The organism is Allobosea sp. GW821-FHT10B12 (genome assembly GCF_059415545.1).
In genome coordinates this window covers 678,697-697,886 of sequence record NZ_JBWKNL010000002.1, presented here as the reverse complement: position 1 = coordinate 697,886, position 19,190 = coordinate 678,697, and the positions used below count along the sequence as shown (strand labels likewise).

19 protein-coding genes are annotated in these 19,190 nt (G+C 67.5%); 8 read left to right on the top strand and 11 right to left on the bottom strand.

Going from position 1 to position 19,190, the window contains the following annotated elements; all coding sequences use genetic code 11:
- Nucleotides 1–2: 2 nt before the first annotated feature.
- From AC07O0_RS08630 to rpsF, 8 genes are all read right to left on the bottom strand, one after another.
- The gene (locus tag AC07O0_RS08630; protein WP_494621938.1) at nt 3–716 is read right to left on the bottom strand and encodes a CvpA family protein; all 714 of its coding nucleotides are present in this window, start codon (nt 714–716) and stop codon (nt 3–5) included.
- Nucleotides 717–823: 107 nt separating this feature from the next.
- Nucleotides 824–2,224 (bottom strand): DNA repair protein RadA, encoded by a 1,401-nt coding sequence (radA, locus tag AC07O0_RS08625; protein WP_494621936.1) that lies wholly within the window; start codon nt 2,222–2,224, stop codon nt 824–826.
- A gap of 7 nt (nt 2,225–2,231) precedes the next feature.
- A complete protein-coding gene (gene alr / locus AC07O0_RS08620; protein ID WP_494621934.1) occupies nt 2,232–3,362 on the bottom strand; it encodes an alanine racemase in 1,131 nt (376 codons plus the stop codon).
- Entirely contained in the window at nt 3,359–4,852 is a 1,494-nt protein-coding gene (locus tag AC07O0_RS08615) for a replicative DNA helicase (protein ID WP_494621932.1), read from the bottom strand. Before AC07O0_RS08615 ends, alr begins: the two co-directional genes overlap by 4 nt.
- A gap of 164 nt (nt 4,853–5,016) precedes the next feature.
- Nucleotides 5,017–5,580 (bottom strand): 50S ribosomal protein L9, encoded by a 564-nt coding sequence (rplI, locus tag AC07O0_RS08610; protein WP_494621930.1) that lies wholly within the window; start codon nt 5,578–5,580, stop codon nt 5,017–5,019.
- Between the two features lie 36 nt (nt 5,581–5,616).
- Nucleotides 5,617–6,561, bottom strand: coding sequence for a DUF2232 domain-containing protein (locus tag AC07O0_RS08605; protein WP_494621928.1), 945 nt, complete (start codon nt 6,559–6,561; stop codon nt 5,617–5,619).
- A gap of 202 nt (nt 6,562–6,763) precedes the next feature.
- Entirely contained in the window at nt 6,764–7,009 is a 246-nt protein-coding gene (gene rpsR / locus AC07O0_RS08600) for a 30S ribosomal protein S18 (RefSeq protein WP_038367644.1), read from the bottom strand.
- Between the two features lie 2 nt (nt 7,010–7,011).
- Nucleotides 7,012–7,464: a 30S ribosomal protein S6 gene (rpsF, locus tag AC07O0_RS08595; RefSeq protein WP_494621926.1), complete on the bottom strand. Its 453-nt coding sequence runs from the start codon at nt 7,462–7,464 to the stop codon at nt 7,012–7,014.
- Nucleotides 7,465–7,809: 345 nt separating this feature from the next.
- On the opposite strand from rpsF, the gene fabD reads away from it, so the two are divergent.
- The 5 genes from fabD (at nt 7,810) to mltG (ending at nt 12,842) form a co-directional block, all read left to right on the top strand.
- Entirely contained in the window at nt 7,810–8,754 is a 945-nt protein-coding gene (gene fabD, locus AC07O0_RS08590) for an ACP S-malonyltransferase (RefSeq protein ID WP_494621924.1), read from the top strand.
- Nucleotides 8,755–8,786: 32 nt separating this feature from the next.
- Nucleotides 8,787–9,524 (top strand): 3-oxoacyl-[acyl-carrier-protein] reductase, encoded by a 738-nt coding sequence (gene fabG, locus AC07O0_RS08585; RefSeq protein ID WP_494621922.1) that lies wholly within the window; start codon nt 8,787–8,789, stop codon nt 9,522–9,524.
- A 257-nt stretch (nt 9,525–9,781) separates the two neighbouring features.
- A complete protein-coding gene (locus AC07O0_RS08580) occupies nt 9,782–10,015 on the top strand; it encodes an acyl carrier protein (protein WP_043236751.1) in 234 nt (77 codons plus the stop codon).
- Nucleotides 10,016–10,071: 56 nt separating this feature from the next.
- Nucleotides 10,072–11,337, top strand: a complete 1,266-nt coding sequence (gene fabF / locus AC07O0_RS08575) for a beta-ketoacyl-ACP synthase II (RefSeq protein ID WP_494621919.1) — start codon at nt 10,072–10,074, stop codon at nt 11,335–11,337.
- 134 nt (nt 11,338–11,471) lie between these two features.
- Entirely contained in the window at nt 11,472–12,842 is a 1,371-nt protein-coding gene (gene mltG, locus AC07O0_RS08570) for an endolytic transglycosylase MltG (protein ID WP_494621917.1), read from the top strand.
- 35 nt (nt 12,843–12,877) lie between these two features.
- Here mltG and AC07O0_RS08565 read toward each other — a convergent pair whose 3' ends face one another.
- On the bottom strand, nt 12,878–14,080 hold the full coding sequence (locus AC07O0_RS08565) for an MFS transporter (protein WP_494621915.1): 1,203 nt from the start codon (nt 14,078–14,080) through the stop codon (nt 12,878–12,880).
- A 41-nt stretch (nt 14,081–14,121) separates the two neighbouring features.
- Between AC07O0_RS08565 and pdxR the strand changes: the two genes are divergently transcribed.
- The 3 genes from pdxR to gmk all read left to right on the top strand — a co-directional run bounded on the left by pdxR (nt 14,122) and on the right by gmk (nt 17,312).
- Nucleotides 14,122–15,600: a MocR-like pyridoxine biosynthesis transcription factor PdxR gene (pdxR, locus tag AC07O0_RS08560; RefSeq protein WP_494621913.1), complete on the top strand. Its 1,479-nt coding sequence runs from the start codon at nt 14,122–14,124 to the stop codon at nt 15,598–15,600.
- Nucleotides 15,601–15,777: 177 nt separating this feature from the next.
- On the top strand, nt 15,778–16,659 hold the full coding sequence (locus tag AC07O0_RS08555; protein ID WP_494622374.1) for a YicC/YloC family endoribonuclease: 882 nt from the start codon (nt 15,778–15,780) through the stop codon (nt 16,657–16,659).
- 5 nt (nt 16,660–16,664) lie between these two features.
- On the top strand, nt 16,665–17,312 hold the full coding sequence (gene gmk, locus AC07O0_RS08550; RefSeq protein ID WP_454027378.1) for a guanylate kinase: 648 nt from the start codon (nt 16,665–16,667) through the stop codon (nt 17,310–17,312).
- Here gmk and rsmA read toward each other — a convergent pair whose 3' ends face one another.
- Nucleotides 17,313–18,170: a 16S rRNA (adenine(1518)-N(6)/adenine(1519)-N(6))-dimethyltransferase RsmA gene (gene rsmA / locus AC07O0_RS08545; protein ID WP_494621910.1), complete on the bottom strand. Its 858-nt coding sequence runs from the start codon at nt 18,168–18,170 to the stop codon at nt 17,313–17,315.
- A complete protein-coding gene (pdxA, locus tag AC07O0_RS08540; RefSeq protein ID WP_494621908.1) occupies nt 18,167–19,186 on the bottom strand; it encodes a 4-hydroxythreonine-4-phosphate dehydrogenase PdxA in 1,020 nt (339 codons plus the stop codon). Before pdxA ends, rsmA begins: the two co-directional genes overlap by 4 nt.
- Nucleotides 19,187–19,190: the final 4 nt, after the last annotated feature.

Below are 19,190 nucleotides of genomic sequence, written 5' to 3'. Positions count from 1 at the left end.
AGTTAGGGCCGGCGTTGCGCCGGGGCAGGTGTCGCGCCGGTGGCGGCCGGAGCGGTCGTATCGATCACGCGCTGCAGCGCCTGCCGGTCGGTGGCGGGCGCCTGGGTGCGGCGCTGCGGGTCGGCAGGGGCGGTGCCGGCCGGTGGGTTGGTGCCGGGCGTGCGCGGCTCCTCGGCCGGCGGCTCCGTCGCCTCGGGCGCCTTCGGCTGCAGCAGCTTCTTCACGAACTCTGAATCGATATCCTGCGGCAACATTGTGAGCAGGCTGCGGCCGGTTTCTTCCAGCAATGGCTTCGAGCGCGAATCGCGCGCCCAGGCCGGCTGCATCTTCTCCGGCACCAGCGCAGTGAAGAAGAGATAGCCGACGACTGCCAGCAGCAGGCCGCGGGCGGCGCCGAAGACGAAGCCGAGGGTGCGGTCGAGCGCACCGATGCGCGAATCGAGCACGAAGTCCGAGATCCGCGCCGTGATCAGCGAGACGACGATCAGCGTGCCGAGGAACAGCGCCGCGATCACCGCGACCAGCGCCACGGTCTTATTGGGAATATACTGCTGCGCCAGCGGCAGCAGCTGTGGGTGGAAGATCCAGGCGACGACGGCGGCGGCGGCCCAGGACGCGATCGCCAGCACTTCGCGCGTCAGCCCGCGCACGGCTGCCAGCAAAGCCGAGATCAGCACCACGCCGATGACGACGAGATCGAGAATGGTCACAGGCATGTCAGGGCCGCTTCGCTGCAAAATCGGGGCCGGCACGCGTCAAATGGGTGGGCCGGGCGGATTTTGCTATACCCGCTCGCGTGCCGCGCGTCACCCATGCAGTCGGCTCATTTTGCACTGCGGCGAGGGGCACTCGCCGCGATTTCTGCAACGAGTTCGCCAACGTGGCTAAGGCGCCTCAGTCTCAGGCCGTTTCCGTCGCCGATATCGGCTCCCGCCGAAGGCAATACGGCGCTCTCGAAACCGAGCTTGGCAGCCTCGCGCAGCCGCGCTGCAGCGACCGAGACGGGTCGGATCGCACCCGACAGGGCGATCTCGCCAAAATGAACCGCGCCCGAGGGCAGGATCGCGCCGGTGAGCGAGGAGACAAGCGCAGCGGCCACGGCAAGGTCCGCTGCCGGCTCGCCGACGCGCAGGCCGCCGGCGACGTTGAGATAGACGTCGTGCTGGCCGAGCTTCAGGCCGCCATGCGTCTCCAGCACGGCCAGCACCATGGCGAGGCGGCTGTTCTCCCAGCCGACCACGGCGCGGCGCGGCGTGCCGAGCGCGCTCGGTGCGACCAGCGCCTGGATCTCGACCAGCACCGGCCGCGTGCCTTCGATGCTGGCGAGCACGGCCGCACCCGGCGCATCCTGGTCGCGTCCGGCGAGGAACAGGGCAGAGGGGTTGCCGACTTCGGAGAGGCCGGCGCCGGTCATCTCGAAGACGCCGATCTCGTCGGTCGCGCCGAAGCGGTTCTTCTGGCCGCGCAGGATGCGGAAGGAATGCGTGCCTTCGCCCTCGAAGGACAAAACCGCGTCGACCATGTGCTCGACCACGCGCGGCCCGGCGATTTGGCCGTCCTTGGTGACGTGGCCGACCAGGATCAGGCAGGCGCCGGAGGTCTTGGCATAGCGGATCAGCGCCTGGGCCGAGCCGCGCACCTGGGTCACGGTGCCGGGCGCGCTCTCGACTTCGGACGACCACATGGTTTGGATCGAATCGATCACCACGAGGGCAGGGCGCTCGCCCTGGCCGAGGGTCGCGATGATGTCCTCGATATTGGTTTCGGCCGCGAGGTCGACAGGCGCCTCGGCGAGGCCCATGCGCTGGGCCCGCAGGCGGACCTGGCTGGTCGATTCCTCGCCGGAGACATAGACGACGCGCCGGCCGGTCATCGCCATGGCGGCGCAGGCCTGCATCAGCAGCGTCGACTTGCCGATGCCGGGATCGCCGCCGATCAGGAGGACCGAGCCCGGCACGAAGCCACCGCCGGTGACGCGGTCGAGTTCGCCGATGCTGGAGACGATGCGCGGAGCATCCTGCGTCTCGCCCTTCAGGCTCTCCAGCGCGAAGATACGGCCGCGCGCCCGCCCACCCGAGGGCGGCCGGCCGCCACCGGGAGCCGGCGCAGCCTGCGCCTCCTCGGACAGAGACGACCAGGTGCCGCAGGAATCGCACTTGCCCTGCCAGCGATGGTAGACCGCGCCGCAGGCTTGGCAGATGTAAGTCGGGCCGCGCTTGGCCATTTACGCCCTAGAGCCCGAGATAGCGCCGCACATGGCGGCGGCCGAGGCTGGTCAGGATCTCATAGCCGATCGTCTTGGCGCCGGCGCCGACCGCTTCGAGGTCGAGCTCGCCGCCGATCAGCGTCACCGCCGCGCCACGCACGGCCGCATCGGCCGGGGCGTCGGAGACGTCGACGATGATCAGATCCATCGAGACCGTGCCGACGAAGGGGCAGCGCACGCCGCCGACCAGCGCCGAGCCGCCTTGCGAGCGGTCGGTCCAGCTGCCATTGCGCGGATAGCCGTCGGCATAGCCCAGGCAGATGGTCGCGAGCTTGCGCCGACTTTTCGCCGTCCAGGTGCCGTTATAGCCGACCTGCGTTCCGGCCTCGACCTCGCGCAGCTGGATGATCTGCGCCTCGAGCCCGACGACGGGCTGCATCGGATTCGGCTTTCCGGGCGTCGGATTGCCGCCATAGAGCGCATAGCCCGGCCGGGTGAGCTGATAGGACGGGCAGCCCGGCAGGAAGTGGCCGGAGGAGTTGAGCAGCGAGGCGGGCACGCCTGGGAAGGCCGCGGCGATTTCGGCGAAGGCCGATACCTGCCGGGCATTGGCCGGGTCGTCGATCACCTCCGAGGCGGCGAAATGGCTCATCACCAGCCCGATGCCGGCGGCCGCGATGACCCCGCTCTTCTCGCGCGCCAGGTCGAGGCCTTCTCCGGGCCAGAGGCCGAGCCGGTTCATCGCCGTGTCGACATGCAGTGCTGCCGGCCTGACCCTGGCGCCGCTCTGCCGGAAACCGGCCCATTCGAGCAGCTCCTCATGCGAGCCCAGCACCGGCGAGAGGTCGTGCTCGGCATAAATCCCGCCGGTCTCCGGCGCGAGGCCATTGAGCACGTAGATCGTCGCCTCCGGCGCGACGGCGCGCGCCCGCACGGCTTCCGAGAGGTGCGCGACGAAGAAGCTCTTGCAGCCGGCCTTGGCAAGCGCGGTCACCGCCGGCTCGATGCCGATGCCATAGGCATTGGCCTTGACCACGGCGGCGGCCTCCGTGCCGGCACGCTGTTTCAGCATGCGCCAATTGGCGACGAGCGCGCCGAGATCGATCGTCAGGATGGCGCCGTGACCGGCGTTTTCGGGCGTGTCGAAGGCGTTCATTCGAGGCGTTCCGGTAGATGGCTCTGGTCAGCCCTGTCGGAGAAGCGCGTCACGTCGGCGTCGAACTGCAGCGCGACGGTTCCGGTCGGGCCGTGGCGCTGCTTGCCGATGATGAGCTCGGCCAGCCCATGCGCCGCCTCCATCTCCATCACCCACTTGTTGTGCTCATCGGTGCCCGGCCGGGGCTCCTTGGCCTTGAGATAGTACTCTTCGCGATAGACGAACATCACCACGTCGGCGTCCTGCTCGATCGAGCCGGATTCACGCAGGTCCGAGAGCTGCGGGCGCTTGTCGTCGCGGTTCTCGACCTGGCGCGAGAGCTGGGAGAGCGCGATGATCGGGACGTTGAGCTCCTTGGCCAGCGCCTTCAGGCTGGTGGTGATTTCGGTCAGCTCCTGCACGCGGTTCTCGCCCTTCTTCGACGAGCCGGAGAGCAGCTGCAGGTAGTCGATGAACAGGACGTCGAGACCCTTCTGGCGTTGCAGCCGGCGGGCGCGGGCGACCAACTGGGCGATCGAGATGCCGCCGGTCTGGTCGATATAGAGCGGCAACTTCTCGATCTGGGCCGCAACGTCGGTCAGCCGGGCGAAATCGGCCTCGGTGATGCGGCCCTGCCTGATCTTGTAGGAAGAGATGCTGGATTGCTCGGCGACGATACGGGTGGCCAGCTGGTCAGCCGACATTTCGAGCGAGAAGAAGCCGACGATGGCGCCGTCGACCGACTTGATCGAGCCGTCCTCCTGGCGCTCGCCGCGCCAGGCCTTGGCCATGTTGAAGGCGATGTTGGTGGCGAGCGAAGTCTTGCCCATGGCCGGGCGGCCGGCGAGCACGATCAGGTCGGAGCGCTGCAGGCCGCCCATGCGCTGGTCGAGGTCGCGCAGGCCGGACGAGATACCGGAGAGGCCGCCGGCTCGCTGGAAGGCGCTAGCCGCCATGTCGATGGCGAGCCGCAGCGCCCCGTCGAATTTCTGGAAGCCGCCTTCGTAGCGGCCCTTTTCGGCGAGCGCGTAGAGCTTGCGCTCGGCGTCCTCGATCTGCTCGCGCGGCGCCATCTCGACCGGCGCGTCATAGGCGACGTTGACCAGTTCCTCGCCGACGCCGATCAGCTGGCGGCGGATGGCGAGGTCATAGATGGTCCGGCCATAGTCGGCGGCGTTGATGACGGTCGTCGCCTCGGCCGCGAGCCGGGCGAGATATTGCGGCGCGGTGATGCCGCCGAGGTCGATCTCGCCGACGAAGGTCTTGAGCGTGATCGGCGTCGCTATCTTGCCCGCCCGGATCATGCTGCTCATCAGCTCGAAGATCCGCCGGTGCAACTCCTCGAAGAAGTGCTCGGGCTGCAGGAAGTCCGAGACCCGGTAGAACGCGTCGTTGTTGACCAGGATGGCGCCCAGCAGCGCCTGCTCAGCCTCGATATTGTGCGGCTGGACGCGGAAGTTCGCCTCTTGATTCGTCTCGAGGCGGGCGACGAGGGCGGTGGCAGTGGCCATAGCCTGCAGGCAATCTCGCTAGGATGAGTCGGGACTAGTTCACTCTAGCATTTGCTGGCGCTTGGCGAGTGTCAGGAACGCAATCCACCCAAGTTCACAGGCGATACAAAAAGGGCGCCGTGTTGCCACGGCGCCCATTGACTCGTGCAAGCCTCTGAAAGGGCTCAGCGGTCGTCGTCGCCGGCCTCGGCCAGCGCCGCGCCGACCTCGAGGCCGAGATCGTCGAGGTCGAACTCCTCGCGGGCGGTGACGTTCTCGCCGGCGGCCTGGCGCTGAGCCTCTTCAGCCGAGCGGGCGACGTTCACGGTCACGGTGACCGAGACTTCCGGATGCAGCACGACCGGGACGGTGTGCAGGCCGAGCGTCTTGATCGGGGTGTTCAACGTGACCTGGTTGCGGTCGACCGAGAAGCCGGCGGCGCTCAGCGCCTCAGCGATGTCGCGGGTCGAGACCGAGCCATAGAGCACGCCGGACTCGCCCGACTGGCGCAGGATCACGACCGACTGCCCGTTCAGGCTCTCGGCGACCGAATCGGCCTCGCGCTTCAGCTCGAGGTTACGGGTCTCGAGCTGGGCGCGCTGGGTCTCGAAGCGCTTCTTGTTCTCTTCGGTGGCGCGCAGGGCCTTGCCACGGGCGAGCAGGAAATTGCGGGCATAGCCGTCGCGCACGCGCACGGTCTCGCCCATCTGGCCGAGCTTGGCGACGCGTTCGAGCAGGATCACTTCCATGAGTCTTCTCCTTTGAGTTCGTGAATAGGCGTAGGTTCAGGCAGCAGGCGACGCTGGCGGCTTGCGCCGGCGAAGGTCGATCAGCGCGTCGGCGATGCCGAGCAGCGCGAGAAATGGGAAGACGGTGATCAGCATGATCACCAGCGCGAGATAGAGCGCGAACAGGGTCGGCGACCGCCAGGCCTTGCCGCGGCTGAGATCGTGGATGGCGGCAAGCCCGGCGAGCCCGAATGCAGCGATCAGCGCGCCGGCAAGAGCTGCGCCCGCAAGGCCGACGAAACCGCCGGCGAGGCTCAGCAGGATGCCGCCGACGAGGCCGGCCACGGCCAGGGGCGGCAAACGGGTCGACGGGATGAAAGGCCAGGGCCGCGGCAGCCGGCCGGAAAGCTGGACCGCCTTCGCCGCCAGCCAGAGATTGGCGACGATCATCGGCACGAAGGAGGCGCCGGCCGCGGCAGGGACCAGGGCTGTGAGCCGCGCCGCGAGCTCGCCGGCATCCACGCCGGCCGGCAGTCGGACCACCGGGCCGATGCCCTGGCCCCCGGTAAGCACCAGCTGCAGGCCGTGCGTCATCACGCGGTGATAGGTTTCGAAATCGGTCGAGATGGCGAGCGCGCCGCCGACCGTCACCAGCGTCGCGACGGTAGCGATCCAGACCAGCAGGCGCCCGAGCGGATACCATTCGCTGTTGCCCTGGCCGTCGTTGCGGGCGAGCAAGGCCAGGTAGGCGATCCACCAGGCCGGCAGTGCCGCGCCGATCGCGAAGGCGAGGCCGAGCGACAGCTTGAGCACGACGGTGACGGCAAGCGTGCCGGCGGCGACTGCCACCAGCCCGGCGCGATGGTTCCAGCCGAGTGCGGCGATGAAGACCGGGAGCGGGGCGACATAGGACAACAGCAGCGCCAGCGGCGATCCGGTGATCACCACTGTGAACAGAAGGGCTGAGACCAGCCCGGCGCCGATGCCGACGATAGGTAACATGTCCGTCCTGCTGTCCCGCTGCTCAAAAGGGCAGGGTGAGAGGCTGATCGCCTCAACATACCAGACGGGTTTTCACCGCCTGGCGACTCGAAAGCATCGGCCCGAAAAGTGGAAACCGGTTTTCGGAAAAGCCGATGCAGTAGGCTTATGTCAGATAGAAGACCCGGCGGCGCTTGGCGCCGCCGGGAAAATCCTCATCCGCTCAGCGGATGACGTAGGGCAGCAGGCCCAGGAAGCGGGCGCGCTTGATCGCCTGGGCGAGCTCACGCTGCTTCTTGGCCGAGACGGCCGTGATGCGCGACGGCACGATCTTGCCGCGCTCGGAGATGTAGCGCGAGAGCAGGCGCACATCCTTGTAGTCGATCTTCGGCGCGCCCTCGCCCGAGAACGGGCAGGACTTGCGGCGACGGAAGAAGGGGCGGCGAGCGCCGGCGGATGCAGTCGACATGCTCAGGCCTCCCCAGCGGGGGTTTCGGTGGTCGCTTCGTCGTCACGACGCGGACGCTCGCGGCGCGGGCCGCGGTCGAAACGGTCGCCGCCGCCGGGGCCGCGGTCGAAGCGATCGCTGCGCTCGTCGCGGTCGCGCTTCTGCAGCATGACCGACTGGCCTTCCTCGAGCTCCTCGACGCGGATGGTCATGAAGCGCAGCACATCTTCGTTGATGCGCATCTGGCGCTCCATCTCGGCGATCGCCGCGGCGGGAGCGTTGATGTTCAAGAGCGAGTAGTGCGCCTTGCGGTTCTTCTTGATGCGATAGCCCAGCGACTTCACGCCCCAGTACTCGACCTTGGGGACGGAACCGCCATTCGCCTCGACGATGCCCTTGAACTGCTCGACAAGGGCCTCGACCTGCTGCGCGCTGACATCTTGCCGCGCGAGCAGAACGTGCTCGTACAATGCCATGATTGGCCTTTCTTCGTTCACCGGTTTCGTTCGACGCGGAGCCCTCCGAGCCCTGGATAAAGGCCCGACAGGATTTCTTCGAAGGCGGAGACACGGGACGGCGGCCCTTCAATGAGGAGCCTACGAAACGCTTCCTTGTGGGAATCGCCTCGCCGTCCGTTCAGCCTCCGGCCGAACAAACCGAGGCGGTCGTTACAGCGAGGCAGACCATCATGCAAGCGGAAAACACCGGAAAATGCCGGTGCAAGTCGACTTTCGTCGCGTAAACGCCTTGACTTGGTCGGCTGCACGGTGCGAGTGCGCCCCAACTTGTTAACCAAGCATCGTTTTCAGGATCAGTGCGATATGGCGACGGCGTTCATCTTTCCGGGGCAGGGTTCGCAGGCAGTTGGGATGGGCAAGGCGCTTGCCGAAGCCTTCCCGGCGGCGCGGGCTGTCTTCGACGAGGTCGATGCCGCGCTCTCGCAGAAGCTCTCCACCTTGATGTGGGAAGGTCCTGGCGAAGAGCTGACCCTGACGGCCAATACCCAACCGGCGCTGATGGCGACGAGCCTCGCTGCGATCCGTGTGCTCGAGGCCGAGGCTGGGCTCTCGCTCAAGAGCGACGCGGCCTTCGTCGCCGGCCACTCGCTCGGCGAATATTCGGCGCTGGCGGCGGCCGGCACCTTCTCGATCGGTGACACGGCCCGCCTGCTGCGCATCCGTGGCGATGCGATGCAGAAGGCCGTGCCGGCCGGCGAGGGCGCGATGGCGGCGCTGCTCGGCGTCGAGCTCGACCAGGCCCGCGCCATCGCAGCCGATGCCGCGCAGGGCCAGGTCTGCCAGGCGGCCAACGACAATGGCGGCGGTCAGGTCGTCCTGTCCGGCGCCAAGGCGGCGGTCGAGCGGGCAATCGCGCTCGCCGGCGAGCGCGGCGTGCGTCGCGCCATGCTGCTGCCGGTCTCCGCGCCCTTCCATTGCGCCCTGATGCAGCCAGCGGCCGAAGCCATGCAGGCGGCGCTCGCGGAGGTCTCGATGCAGGCGCCGGTCGTGCCGGTGATGGCCAATGTCGGCGCCGCTCCGCTCAGCGATCCGGCCGCGATCCGCGCCTCGCTGGTGGCGCAGGTCACCGGTACCGTGCGCTGGCGCGAATGCGTCGAGGCGATGGCGGTTGCCGGCGTGACCCAGTTCTACGAGGTCGGCTCGGGCAAGGTGCTCGCCGGTCTGGTCAAGCGCATCGCGGCGGGAACGGCTGCGGTGTCGATCGGTTCGCCCGATGATATCGCGGCTTACAAGGCCCAGAAGGGCTGAACCGGCGCCAGAGCCGGGACAAGGGAGGCAATATGCTCGATCTGACGGGTAAGAAGGCGCTGGTCACCGGCGCGACCGGCGGCCTCGGTGGCGCCATCGCGCGCAGGCTGCATGCCCAGGGCGCGACCGTCGCCCTGTCCGGGACTCGCGTCGAGGCGCTCGAGGCGTTGGCGAAGGAGTTGGGCGAGCGGACCGAGATCGCCCCTTGCGATCTGTCCGACCGCGATTCGGTCGAGGCGCTGGTGCCGGCGGCCGAGGCCAAGCTCGGTGGGCTCGACATTCTCGTCAACAATGCCGGCGTGACCCGCGACAACCTATTCATGCGTCTGAAGGACGATGACTGGGACCTCGTCCTCGCCGTCAACCTCACAGCCGCCTTCCGGCTCTCGCGCGCCGCGGTCAAGACCATGATGCGCCGCCGCTATGGCCGCATCATCTCGATCGGTTCGGTCGTCGGCACCGGCGGCAATCCCGGGCAGGGCAACTATGCCGCCTCCAAGGCAGGGCTGGTCGGCATGTCGAAGTCGCTGGCTGCGGAAGTGGCGAGCCGCAATATCACCGTCAACGTCGTCGCGCCGGGCTTCATCGAGTCGCCGATGACCGACGCGCTGAACGACAAGCAGCGCGAGGGCATTCTGGCCGACGTTCCGATGGGGCGTCTTGGGCAGGGAGCGGACGTTGCCGCCGCTGTCGCCTATCTCGCCAGCGACGAGGCCGGCTACGTCACCGGGCAGACCCTGCACGTCAACGGCGGAATGGTAATGATCTGAGCCGGTTAGACGGGTCTTTTTGCACACTTAAAGGTTTGGGTTGCGCTCTCGCCAGCCCATTACGAGTGTGTTAATGACCCTGCCGGCCAAGCGCCGATCGGTGTTCAAGGGACTTGACGCCGGCCCGGTTGTTGCGTTTGTGCAGCCATGAACTCCCGGCGTGGTCCGCCGCCAGGCGAAGGATCCGGGCCGGGAAATCAGTTTTCACCCACGCGTCGCTGTCAGCGGTGTGTTTTCGAGGTTTGAGGGAAAGACCCATGAGCGATGTCGCCGAGCGCGTGAAGAAGATCGTGATCGAGCACCTCGGCGTTGAGCCGGAGAAGGTTGTCGAGGGCGCCAATTTCATCGAGGACCTCGGCGCCGACAGCCTCGACACGGTCGAGCTGGTCATGGCTTTCGAGGAAGAGTTCGGCGTCGAGATCCCGGACGACGCGGCCGAGACGATCGTGACCGTCGGCGACGCGGTCAAGTTCCTGTCGAAGTCGGCCTGACAAGGCCTTGGCCCCGGCGCGCTTCACGCGCGCCGGAGCTGAATTGAGGAAGACCGATGCGACGTGTCGTCGTCACCGGACTGGGCATGGTGACCCCGCTCGGATGCGGGGTCGAGCCGAGCTGGTCGCGCATTCTGGCTGGCGAAAGCGGCGCCGGCCCGATCACTACTTTCGACGTTTCCGACCTGCCGGCCCAGATCGCCTGCAGCATCCCGCGCGGCGACGGCTCGAACGGCACCTTCAATCCCGATGATTGGATGGAGCCGAAGGAGCAGCGCAAGGTCGACGATTTCATCATCTTCGCCATGGCCGCGGCGACGCAGGCGCTGCGTGATTCCGGCTGGAAGCCCGAGAGCTACGAGGACCAGATCGCGACCGGTGTCGCCATCGGTTCCGGCATCGGCGGACTGGGCGGCATCTACGAGGCCTCGCTCCTGCTCAAGGAGCGCGGCCCACGCCGGCTCTCGCCATTCTTCATCCCCGGCCGCCTCAGCAATCTCGCCGCCGGCTATGTCTCGATCGAGCATGGGCTGAAAGGGCCGAACCACGCGGTCGTCACCGCCTGCTCGACCGGGGCTCATGCCATCGGCGATGCGGCCCGCATGGTCGCGCTCGGCGATGCCGAGGTCATGCTGGCGGGCGGCGCCGAATCGGCGATCAACCGCATCGGCATCGCCGGTTTCTGCGCCTGCCGGGCGCTGTCGACCGGCTTCAACGAGACGCCCGAGAAGGCCTCGCGTCCTTATGACAAGGATCGCGACGGCTTCGTCATGGGCGAGGGCGCCGGCGTCGTGGTGCTCGAGGAGCTCGAGCACGCCAGGGCGCGCGGTGCGCGCATCTATGCCGAGATCGTCGGCTACGGCATGTCGGGCGACGCCTACCACATCACCTCGCCCTCCGAGGATGGCGACGGCGCCTATCGCTGCATGCAGGCGGCATTGAAGCGCGCGGGCCTGCGCGCCTCGGATGTCGACTACATCAACGCGCACGGCACCTCGACTCAGGTTGGCGACGAGATTGAACTGCGCGCCGTCGAGCGCCTGCTCGCGAATGCGCCGAACCGGCCGGCCATGTCCTCGACCAAGTCGGCGACCGGCCACCTGCTCGGCGCCGCCGGCGCGATCGAGGCGATCTTCTCGGTGCTGGCGATCCGCGACCAGATCGTGCCGCCGACGATCAATCTCGACAATCCCTCCGTCGAGACCGAGCTCGATCTCGTGCCGCACAAGGCCAAGAAGCGGAAGGTCGATATCGCCCTGTCGAATTCGTTCGGCTTTGGCGGCACCAACGCCTCGCTGGTGATGCGCCGCTTGGCCGACTGAGGACAAGCGCGCTTTCGCCACAATTTTCGCTAGCCTGTCGCCGCCGTCGTGCCAGTATGCGGCCGGCATTGCCATTGGAACGGGTCGACGCCGGCATCGCCGGGCGCGATGTCAGGGAATCAGGCGAAAGCACCATGAGTCAGCCGCCTCGCGTCGCGCCGAGGAGCCCCAATGAAGCGCTGAAGCCAGTCGCGCCGCCGGCCCCGCCGCCGAAGGTGCGCAAGCGCCGGCGCTCGCCCTTCATCGCCCTGCTCAGCGGGCTGTTCACGACGGCCCTCATTCTGGCCGGCGCTCTCGGCGGCGGCATTGCCTATCTCGACAGCCGCAGCAAGGCACCCGGCCCGCTCGCGACCGATCGCGTCTTGATCATCCCAAAAGAGAACGGGGTGACCGAGATCGCCGACCTGCTGCAGCGCGAGGGGCTGATCGAGCATCCTTGGGCCTTCAAGGTCTCGGCCTACACCTCGGGCAAGGCGGCCAGCCTCAAGGCCGGTGAGTACCTGTTCAAGGCGCGCGCCAGCCAGAAGGACATCCTCGACGTCATCGCCGAGGGCAGGGCGGTCGAGCATTCGATCACCATCCCCGAGGGGCTGACCAGCGAGCAGATCATGGCTCGCCTGCAGCAGAACGATATGCTCTCCGGCGATGTCATCCAGGTGCCGCGCGAGGGGCAGATCCTGCCTGATACCTACAAGTTCCAGCGCGGCTCGACGCGCCAGGCCATCGTCGACCGGATGACGCGCGATCAGAGCCGCATCCTCAGAGAAGTCTGGGCCAAGCGGCCGGCCGATCTGCCGATCAAGACGCCGGCGGAGCTGGTGATCCTCGCCTCGATCGTCGAGAAGGAGACCGGCCGCGCTGATGAGCGCCCGCGCGTCGCAGGTGTCTTCATCAATCGGCTGAACCGCAAGATGAAGCTGCAATCCGATCCGACGATCGTCTACGGTCTCGTCGGCGGCAAGGGCACGCTCGGCCGCGGCATCACCCGCCCCGAAATCACCCAGGCGACGCCCTACAACACCTATGTCATCGAGGGACTACCGCCGGGTCCGATCGCCAATCCGGGCCGCGCGGCGCTGGAGGCGGTCGTCAACCATTCGCGGACCAAGGATCTCTACTTCGTCGCGGATGGCAGCGGTGGTCACGCCTTCGCCGAGACCCTCGATCAGCACAACCGCAATGTCGTGCGCTGGCGCCAGGTCGAGTCGGCCCGCCGCGAATCCGGCCGCCCGCCGGTCGATGGCGGCGTCGACCGCGCCGAGCCGCCGCCGGCACCCGATCAGCGCACCGAGGCGCCGGCCGCCGGCCGCCCGGACAATCAGGCGGCTGAGCCGGAAACCTTCCCCGTTCCGGGCAACCGTCGCGCCGCTGCCGACGCAGGGAGCGGTCCGGCCGGTACGAGGGCGCGCGCTTTCGACGCTTCGGAAGGCACGGCGCGCGATCCGCTGCTGAACAAGACCTTCGATCTCAACAGCCCCAAGCAAGTCCCGCCGCTGAAGCCCTGACGCATTTGAGGCGTTGCCCCGCAGGAAACGCCCAATTACGGGCGGGGAGCAGTGGTCAGCGCGGCATCATCGCTCCTGCGGGATCGGTTCCGCACGAGAGCCAGAGCAAGCTCGGCCAGGGCACAGACAAGGACGACCGCAAGGAAGGCCTGTGTGCCCCAGCGGACGATCAGCCACCCGCCGATCACCGGGAAGCCGAAGATTCCGACGAAGTACGACATGACGAACCATGTGAGCGCGCCGGTACGGTGAGCTTCCGGCGCGTCGTTCACGACTTGCGTCTGAATGACCGTGTAGACCAGCCCGTAGCCGAGCCCCAGCAGGATGCCGCTGACGATCTGGACCGGAGCGCCATAGCCGATAGCGAAGTAGGTCAGAACGCCAGCCGACATCAGGATGAGCAGCAAGACCGACATCCGGCTGCCGTCGGCGCGGTTGATGGCGGGAGCGAGCGTAAAGCGCGCGACGACAACCACGAGTGCATAAGTGGTGAAGTACAGGCTGGGGTCGAGGCCACCGCCGCGCGCCAGCGAGCTTTGAAACGTCAGCATGCCCGTAAAGACGCAAGCCCCAACCCCCACCATGAGGATTGGATAGATCGCCCTGGTTCCGGCCAGGGGGACGATCGACATGATCCAGTTCTTTGGCGCCTGGGTGCCAGCGGCGAGAGGGCGAGCTGGCCGAGGCGTGGTCAGTTCGAAGGCCCACAAGCAGGCGGAGGCACACAGGCAGGCGAGCGCGAGCAGGCGGAAAAGCGCGGTGGTCGACAGGCCGAACAGGTTGACGAAGAGCAGGGCCAATGCCGGTCCGCCACCGATACCCGCCATCTGAAATGCGCCGAAGCGCGTGAACCAGAAGCCGCGGTCGAGATCGCTCACCCGTTCCGAAACCGCCATCGGGGCGGCCAGATAGAACATCCCCCAGCCGCAGCCGACCATAAAGCCGGCGATCACGATGGAGCTGGGGAGAGAGGTGATGCCGGCGAGCAGCAGATAGCCGGCAGCGACCAGCACGGACCCGATGGCGGCAAGGCGTGCGCCGCCGAACCGGGCGCCGACCCATCCGATCAGGGGAACTCCGACAAAGGTGCCGACCATCGCGCCGGCGAGAGCCCTGCCGGTCTCGATCTCGCTGCCGCCGAGACTGCGGAAATGCTCCGTCAGCAAGAATGTCGCGCCATAGCCCGTGGCAGTCAGCAAGGCGCCGAGGAACAACAAGCCCACACCGATTCCCCGCATGATCTGCCTCCCAGCTCGGCGTTTGACTTGAGAGGCGTCGCATGGCGAAAGTGGTTGTTGATAGGCCCACTTTGAGAGTGGAAATGGCAACCACTTCGTCGCGGCGAACTTTCGACCTGCCGATCGCATTGGATGCGGGCATCTCCAATCAAGCGTCGCGGGTTCATGCCGCGCTGCGAGGGGCCATCGTCGACGGCTATTTGAGCGCCGGTCTGAAGCTGCCATCCAGCAGGGCGCTGTCCGAGCAATGGAGTGTGCCCCGCAATGCCGTCGTCGCGGCCTATGAACAGCTCCTCAGCGATGGGCTGGCGGAGGCTCGGCATGGCTCTGGCACCTATGTGGCAGTCAATCTGCCAGCGGCTCATTCAGCAGCGGTTCCCACACGGCTCGACGTCGAAAGCCTTCCGAGCCGCGCCTTTGCGTTGGGGCGGACTCATGTCGATGGCGGCCTGCTGCGCCAACTCGGCACGAGCGTTCGCCGTCATATCGTCGCGGCGAGCACGGACCAGCTCGGCTACGGCGATCCACGCGGCAGCCTGCAGCTTCGAATCGAGATCGCCCGGCATCTCGCGGCCAGCCGGGGCATTCGTTGCGATCCCGGTTGCATCATGATCACCGGCGGCACGCAGCAGGGCTTGCGCCTGTGCGCCGAAGCCCTGCTGTCCCCGGGCGATGCGATCTGGCTGGAAGAGCCGGGCTATTACGCAGCCCATGGCACCTTGCGCGCCGCCGGGATGCAATTGATCCCGGTGCCCGTCGATGGCGAAGGCATCAGGGTGGACGATGGCCGAGAGCTCGCTCCCTTGGCGCGGGCCGCCTACGTGACCCCCTCGCATCAATTTCCGTCCGGCGTCACCATGAGCATGGCGCGGCGGGTGGCGTTGCTGGATTGGGCGAATGCGGTGCAGGCCTGGATCATCGAAGACGATTACGACAGCGAGTTTCGTTATGCCGGGCCACCGCTTACGGCGCTGGCCGGCCTTGGCGGCGAGCGCGTGATCTATAGCGGCACCTTCTCGAAGACGCTGTTTCCTTCTTTGCGCCTTGCATACCTCGTCCTGCCCCGGACGGTAGCCGAGCAGGTGATAAAGGCCAGGAGCGCGGCTGATCGATTTCCGCCCGCCTTCCTGTCGGATGCGGTGGCCGAGTTGATGTCGAATGGTGCGCTTGCCGCACATCTTCGGCGTGCTCGCCTGCGCTATCGTCAGGCTCGCGAAACCGTTGCATCGGCGCTGGAGGACGCGAGCCGTGGGCGGCTGCGCATCGCCGTGCCGCCGCAGGGCCTGCATATGGTCGCCTATCTCCCCGCCGGCCTTCCCATCGATGCCGGTGCCCGCATTCGCGCGATGGCTGCGGTCGAAACAAGACTGCTGTCCGAGACCAGCCTGTCCCCAAGCAGCACGGAGGGCTTCATTCTCGGCTTTTCAGGACATGACGATCGCGACTTGATCGCGGCTGCCGGGCGGCTCGGCCGAGCCGTCGACACCTATATCGCGGGAAGCTGCATGCCGGCCGATTGATCGGCCCGAATGAAATTCGACTTTGCTTCGTGAGCGACGCGAGTTCGGACTTACGATGGATCAGGGCCGATGGAGCGTCGGCGGAATGATGCCCCCAAATTTGCTGCGCCGGCAGCTTGCGACCGGGGCAACGCCTCTCTACGGTCCGGCCGCATTCCGGAAGAGGGTTTGAACGATATGGCGATCGAGAGCATGACGGGGTTCGCCCGGGCGGCTGGAACGACCGGCATGCATGCCTTCGCCTGGGAGGTCCGCAGCGTCAACGGCCGCGGCCTCGACGTCCGCGTCCGCGTCCCCACGGGCTTCGACAGCTTCTCCGAAGCGGCGCGTAAGCAGTTCTCGGCCGCCTTCACCCGCGGCACCCTCCATGTCAACCTCGCCATCACCAGTGAAGCGTCCGCTCCGCGCCCGCGCATCAACCAGGAGGCGCTTGCCGCGCTGATCGAGGCCGCGAGCCAGGTGAAGCTGCCGGCCGGCATCGCCCCGGCGACGCTCGACGGCCTGCTGGCGATCCGCGGCGTGGTCGAGGTCTCCGAGGAGAGCGGGGATGTGCTGTCGGAACTCGAAAAGCCGGTGCTCGTTGCGCTCGCCGAGACGATCGCGGCGCTGAAGCAGGCGCGGCTCGCCGAGGGGCGGGCGCTGGAGGCGATCATCTCCGGCCATCTCGACACCATCGCCCGTCTGACTCTCGATGCCGAAGCTCATCCTGGCCGCAGCGTCGAAGCCATCCGCGCCCGCCTCACGGGACAGATCGCGGCGCTGCTGGAAGCGAGCACCGCATTGGAGCCGCAGCGCCTGCACCAGGAAGCCGCGTTACTTGCGGTCAAGGCCGATATCCGCGAGGAGATCGACCGGCTGCATGCCCATGTCGCGGCGCTGCGCGAATTGCTCGCCCAGGGCGGGCCGATCGGCCGCAAGCTCGATTTCCTGGCGCAGGAGTTCGGTCGCGAGGCTTCGACGCTCTGCGCCAAGGCTGGCGACCCCGGCCTGTCGCGGATCGGGCTGGAGCTGCGCACGACCGTCGACCAGCTGCGCGAGCAGGTCCAGAACGTGGAGTGACCGCAATGGCCGATCTCATCCGTCCGGCTCGCCGCGGCCTCATGCTGGTCCTGTCGTCGCCCTCCGGCGCCGGTAAGTCGACGCTGACGCGGACGCTGTCGCAGAAGGAAACCAATCTCGATCTCTCGATCTCGGTGACGACGCGCGAGCGCCGCCCGTCGGAAATCGATGGCGTCCATTACCGCTTCATCGAGCGCGACGCTTTCGATCTGCTGCGCGAGCGTGACGATCTGCTTGAGTCGGCCGAGGTTCACGGCAATGGCTACGGCACGCCGCGCAGGCCGGTCGAGGAGGCGCTGAAGGCCGGGCGCGATGTCCTGTTCGACATCGATTACCAAGGCACGCAGCAGATCCTGGAGAAGGCGCGCGAGGACGTCGTCGCGATCTTCATCTTGCCGCCGTCCATGGCCGAGCTGCGCTCGCGCCTGGTCCGGCGCGCCGAAGACGCTCCGGAGGTGATCGCGCGGCGGCTCGCCAATGCCCGCGACGAGATCGCGCGCTGGAACGTCTACGACTACGTCATCATCAACGATGATCTCGGCGCCGCCTATGAGGCGGTTCGCTCGATCCTGGCCGCCGAACGGCTGAAGCGCAGCCGGGCCACAGGCATGCCGGCATTCGTCGAAACCCTGCTGGGCGAAAAGACCAGCTGATCAGCTCTGCCGAGCAAAGGCGTTGGCGAGCGCGACGAAGCCGCTGACCGAGACCTCCTCGGCCCGCATGGTCGGCGACAGCCCGGCGGCTTCGATCATCGCCGCCGGGTCGGCGAGCACGGCCTTGAGACTCTGGCGCAGCATCTTCCGGCGCTGGCCAAAGGCGGCAAGCGTCACCCGTTCGAGCAAACGCCTGTCGCAGGGCTCCGGCTGCTGGCGCGGCACGAGCTGGACGATCGAGGAGGTGATCTTCGGCTGCGGCACGAAGGCAGTCTTCGGCACGTCGAACAGGATCTTCGTCTCGCAGCGCCAGTTGGCGAGCACGGCGAGCCGGCCATAGGCGGCGCGCTGCTCCGGCGTCGCGACGATGCGCTCGGCGACCTCGCGCTGGAACATCAGTGTCAGCGAGCTCCACCAGGGCGGCCAAGGCTCGGCGCTGAGCCAGCCGACCAGCAAGGGCGTGCCGATATTATAGGGCAGGTTCGCGACGATCCGGGCCGGGCTGCCGCCGAGCAGGCCGGAGAGGTCGACCGCGAGCGCGTCGCCATCGACGACGTCCAGCCGTCCCGGATAATGCGCGCCGATCTCGGCCAGCGCCGGCATACAGCGCCGGTCGCGCTCGATGGCGATGACGCGCCCGGCTCCGTTCGCCAGCAAAGCGCGGGTGAGTCCCCCCGGGCCGGGGCCGATCTCGACGACAGTCTGGCCTTCGAGCGGGCCGGCGGCGCGGGCGATTCGGCCAGTCAGGTTGAGATCGAACAGGAAGTTCTGGCCGAGCGCCTTCTGCGCCATCAGCCCATGGCGTTCGACCACTTCGCGCAGTGGCGGCAATCCGTCCTGGGCGGTGGCGCTGCTCATGCCTCTGTTCCGCGCTCGGCCTCGGCCATGCGGGCCGCAAGCCGCAAGGCCGCGCACAGGCTGTCCGGCCGCGCGATGCCCTTGCCGGCAATGTCGAAGGCGGTGCCGTGGTCAGGCGAGGTCCGGATGAAGGGCAGGCCGAGCGTGACGTTGACCCCCTCGTCGAAGGCGATCGTCTTGATCGGGATCAGCGCCTGGTCGTGATACATGCCGAGCGCCACATCGTAGCCGGCGCGCGCCCGTGCATGAAACAGGGTATCGGCTGGATAGGGGCCGCTCGCCTCGATGCCGAGCGCCCGCAACTGCTCGACGGCTGGCAGGATCACCGCCGCATCCTCCTTGCCGAGCGCGCCGCCTTCGCCGGCATGTGGATTGAGGCCGCATAGCGCCAGCCGCGGCCGGGCAACGCCGAAGCGGCGTTTGAGATCGGCCGCAGCGATCCGGCCGGTCTCGACGATCAATTCCGTCGTCAATTGCTCCGGTACTGCTTCCAGCGGAATATGGATGGTCACCGGAATGACCGCGAGCTCCTCCGACCAGATCATCATCACCGGCCGCGGCGTGGCGTCTCGGCCACGGCCCGCCAGCTCCGCCAGGAACTCGGTATGTCCTGGGTGCCGGAAGCCGGCGGCGTAGAGCACGCTCTTGGCGATCGGGTTGGTGACGAGCGCCGCAGCCCGCCCGGTCTCGACCGCGTCGACCCCTCGCTCGATCGCTTCGATCACGCCGGCTGCGTTGGCCGGATCGGGAGACCCGGCGGTTGCCGGCGAACCGTTGTCGAGTTCGATCACCGGCAGGGCGGTCGCGAAGCAGGCTTCAGCCTTGTCCCAGCCGATAGTGCGCAATGGCACCTGGAGGCCGAGCCTCTCCGCCAATCCGGCGAGCGCCGAGGCATTGCCGAGATAGGCGAAGGGCGGGACGGCCCGCTCCTCGCGCTGCCGCCAGGCGACGAGCGCCAGTTCCGGGCCGATCCCGGCCGGATCGCCTTGTGTCAGGGCGAGCAGATGCCGCGACAAGCGC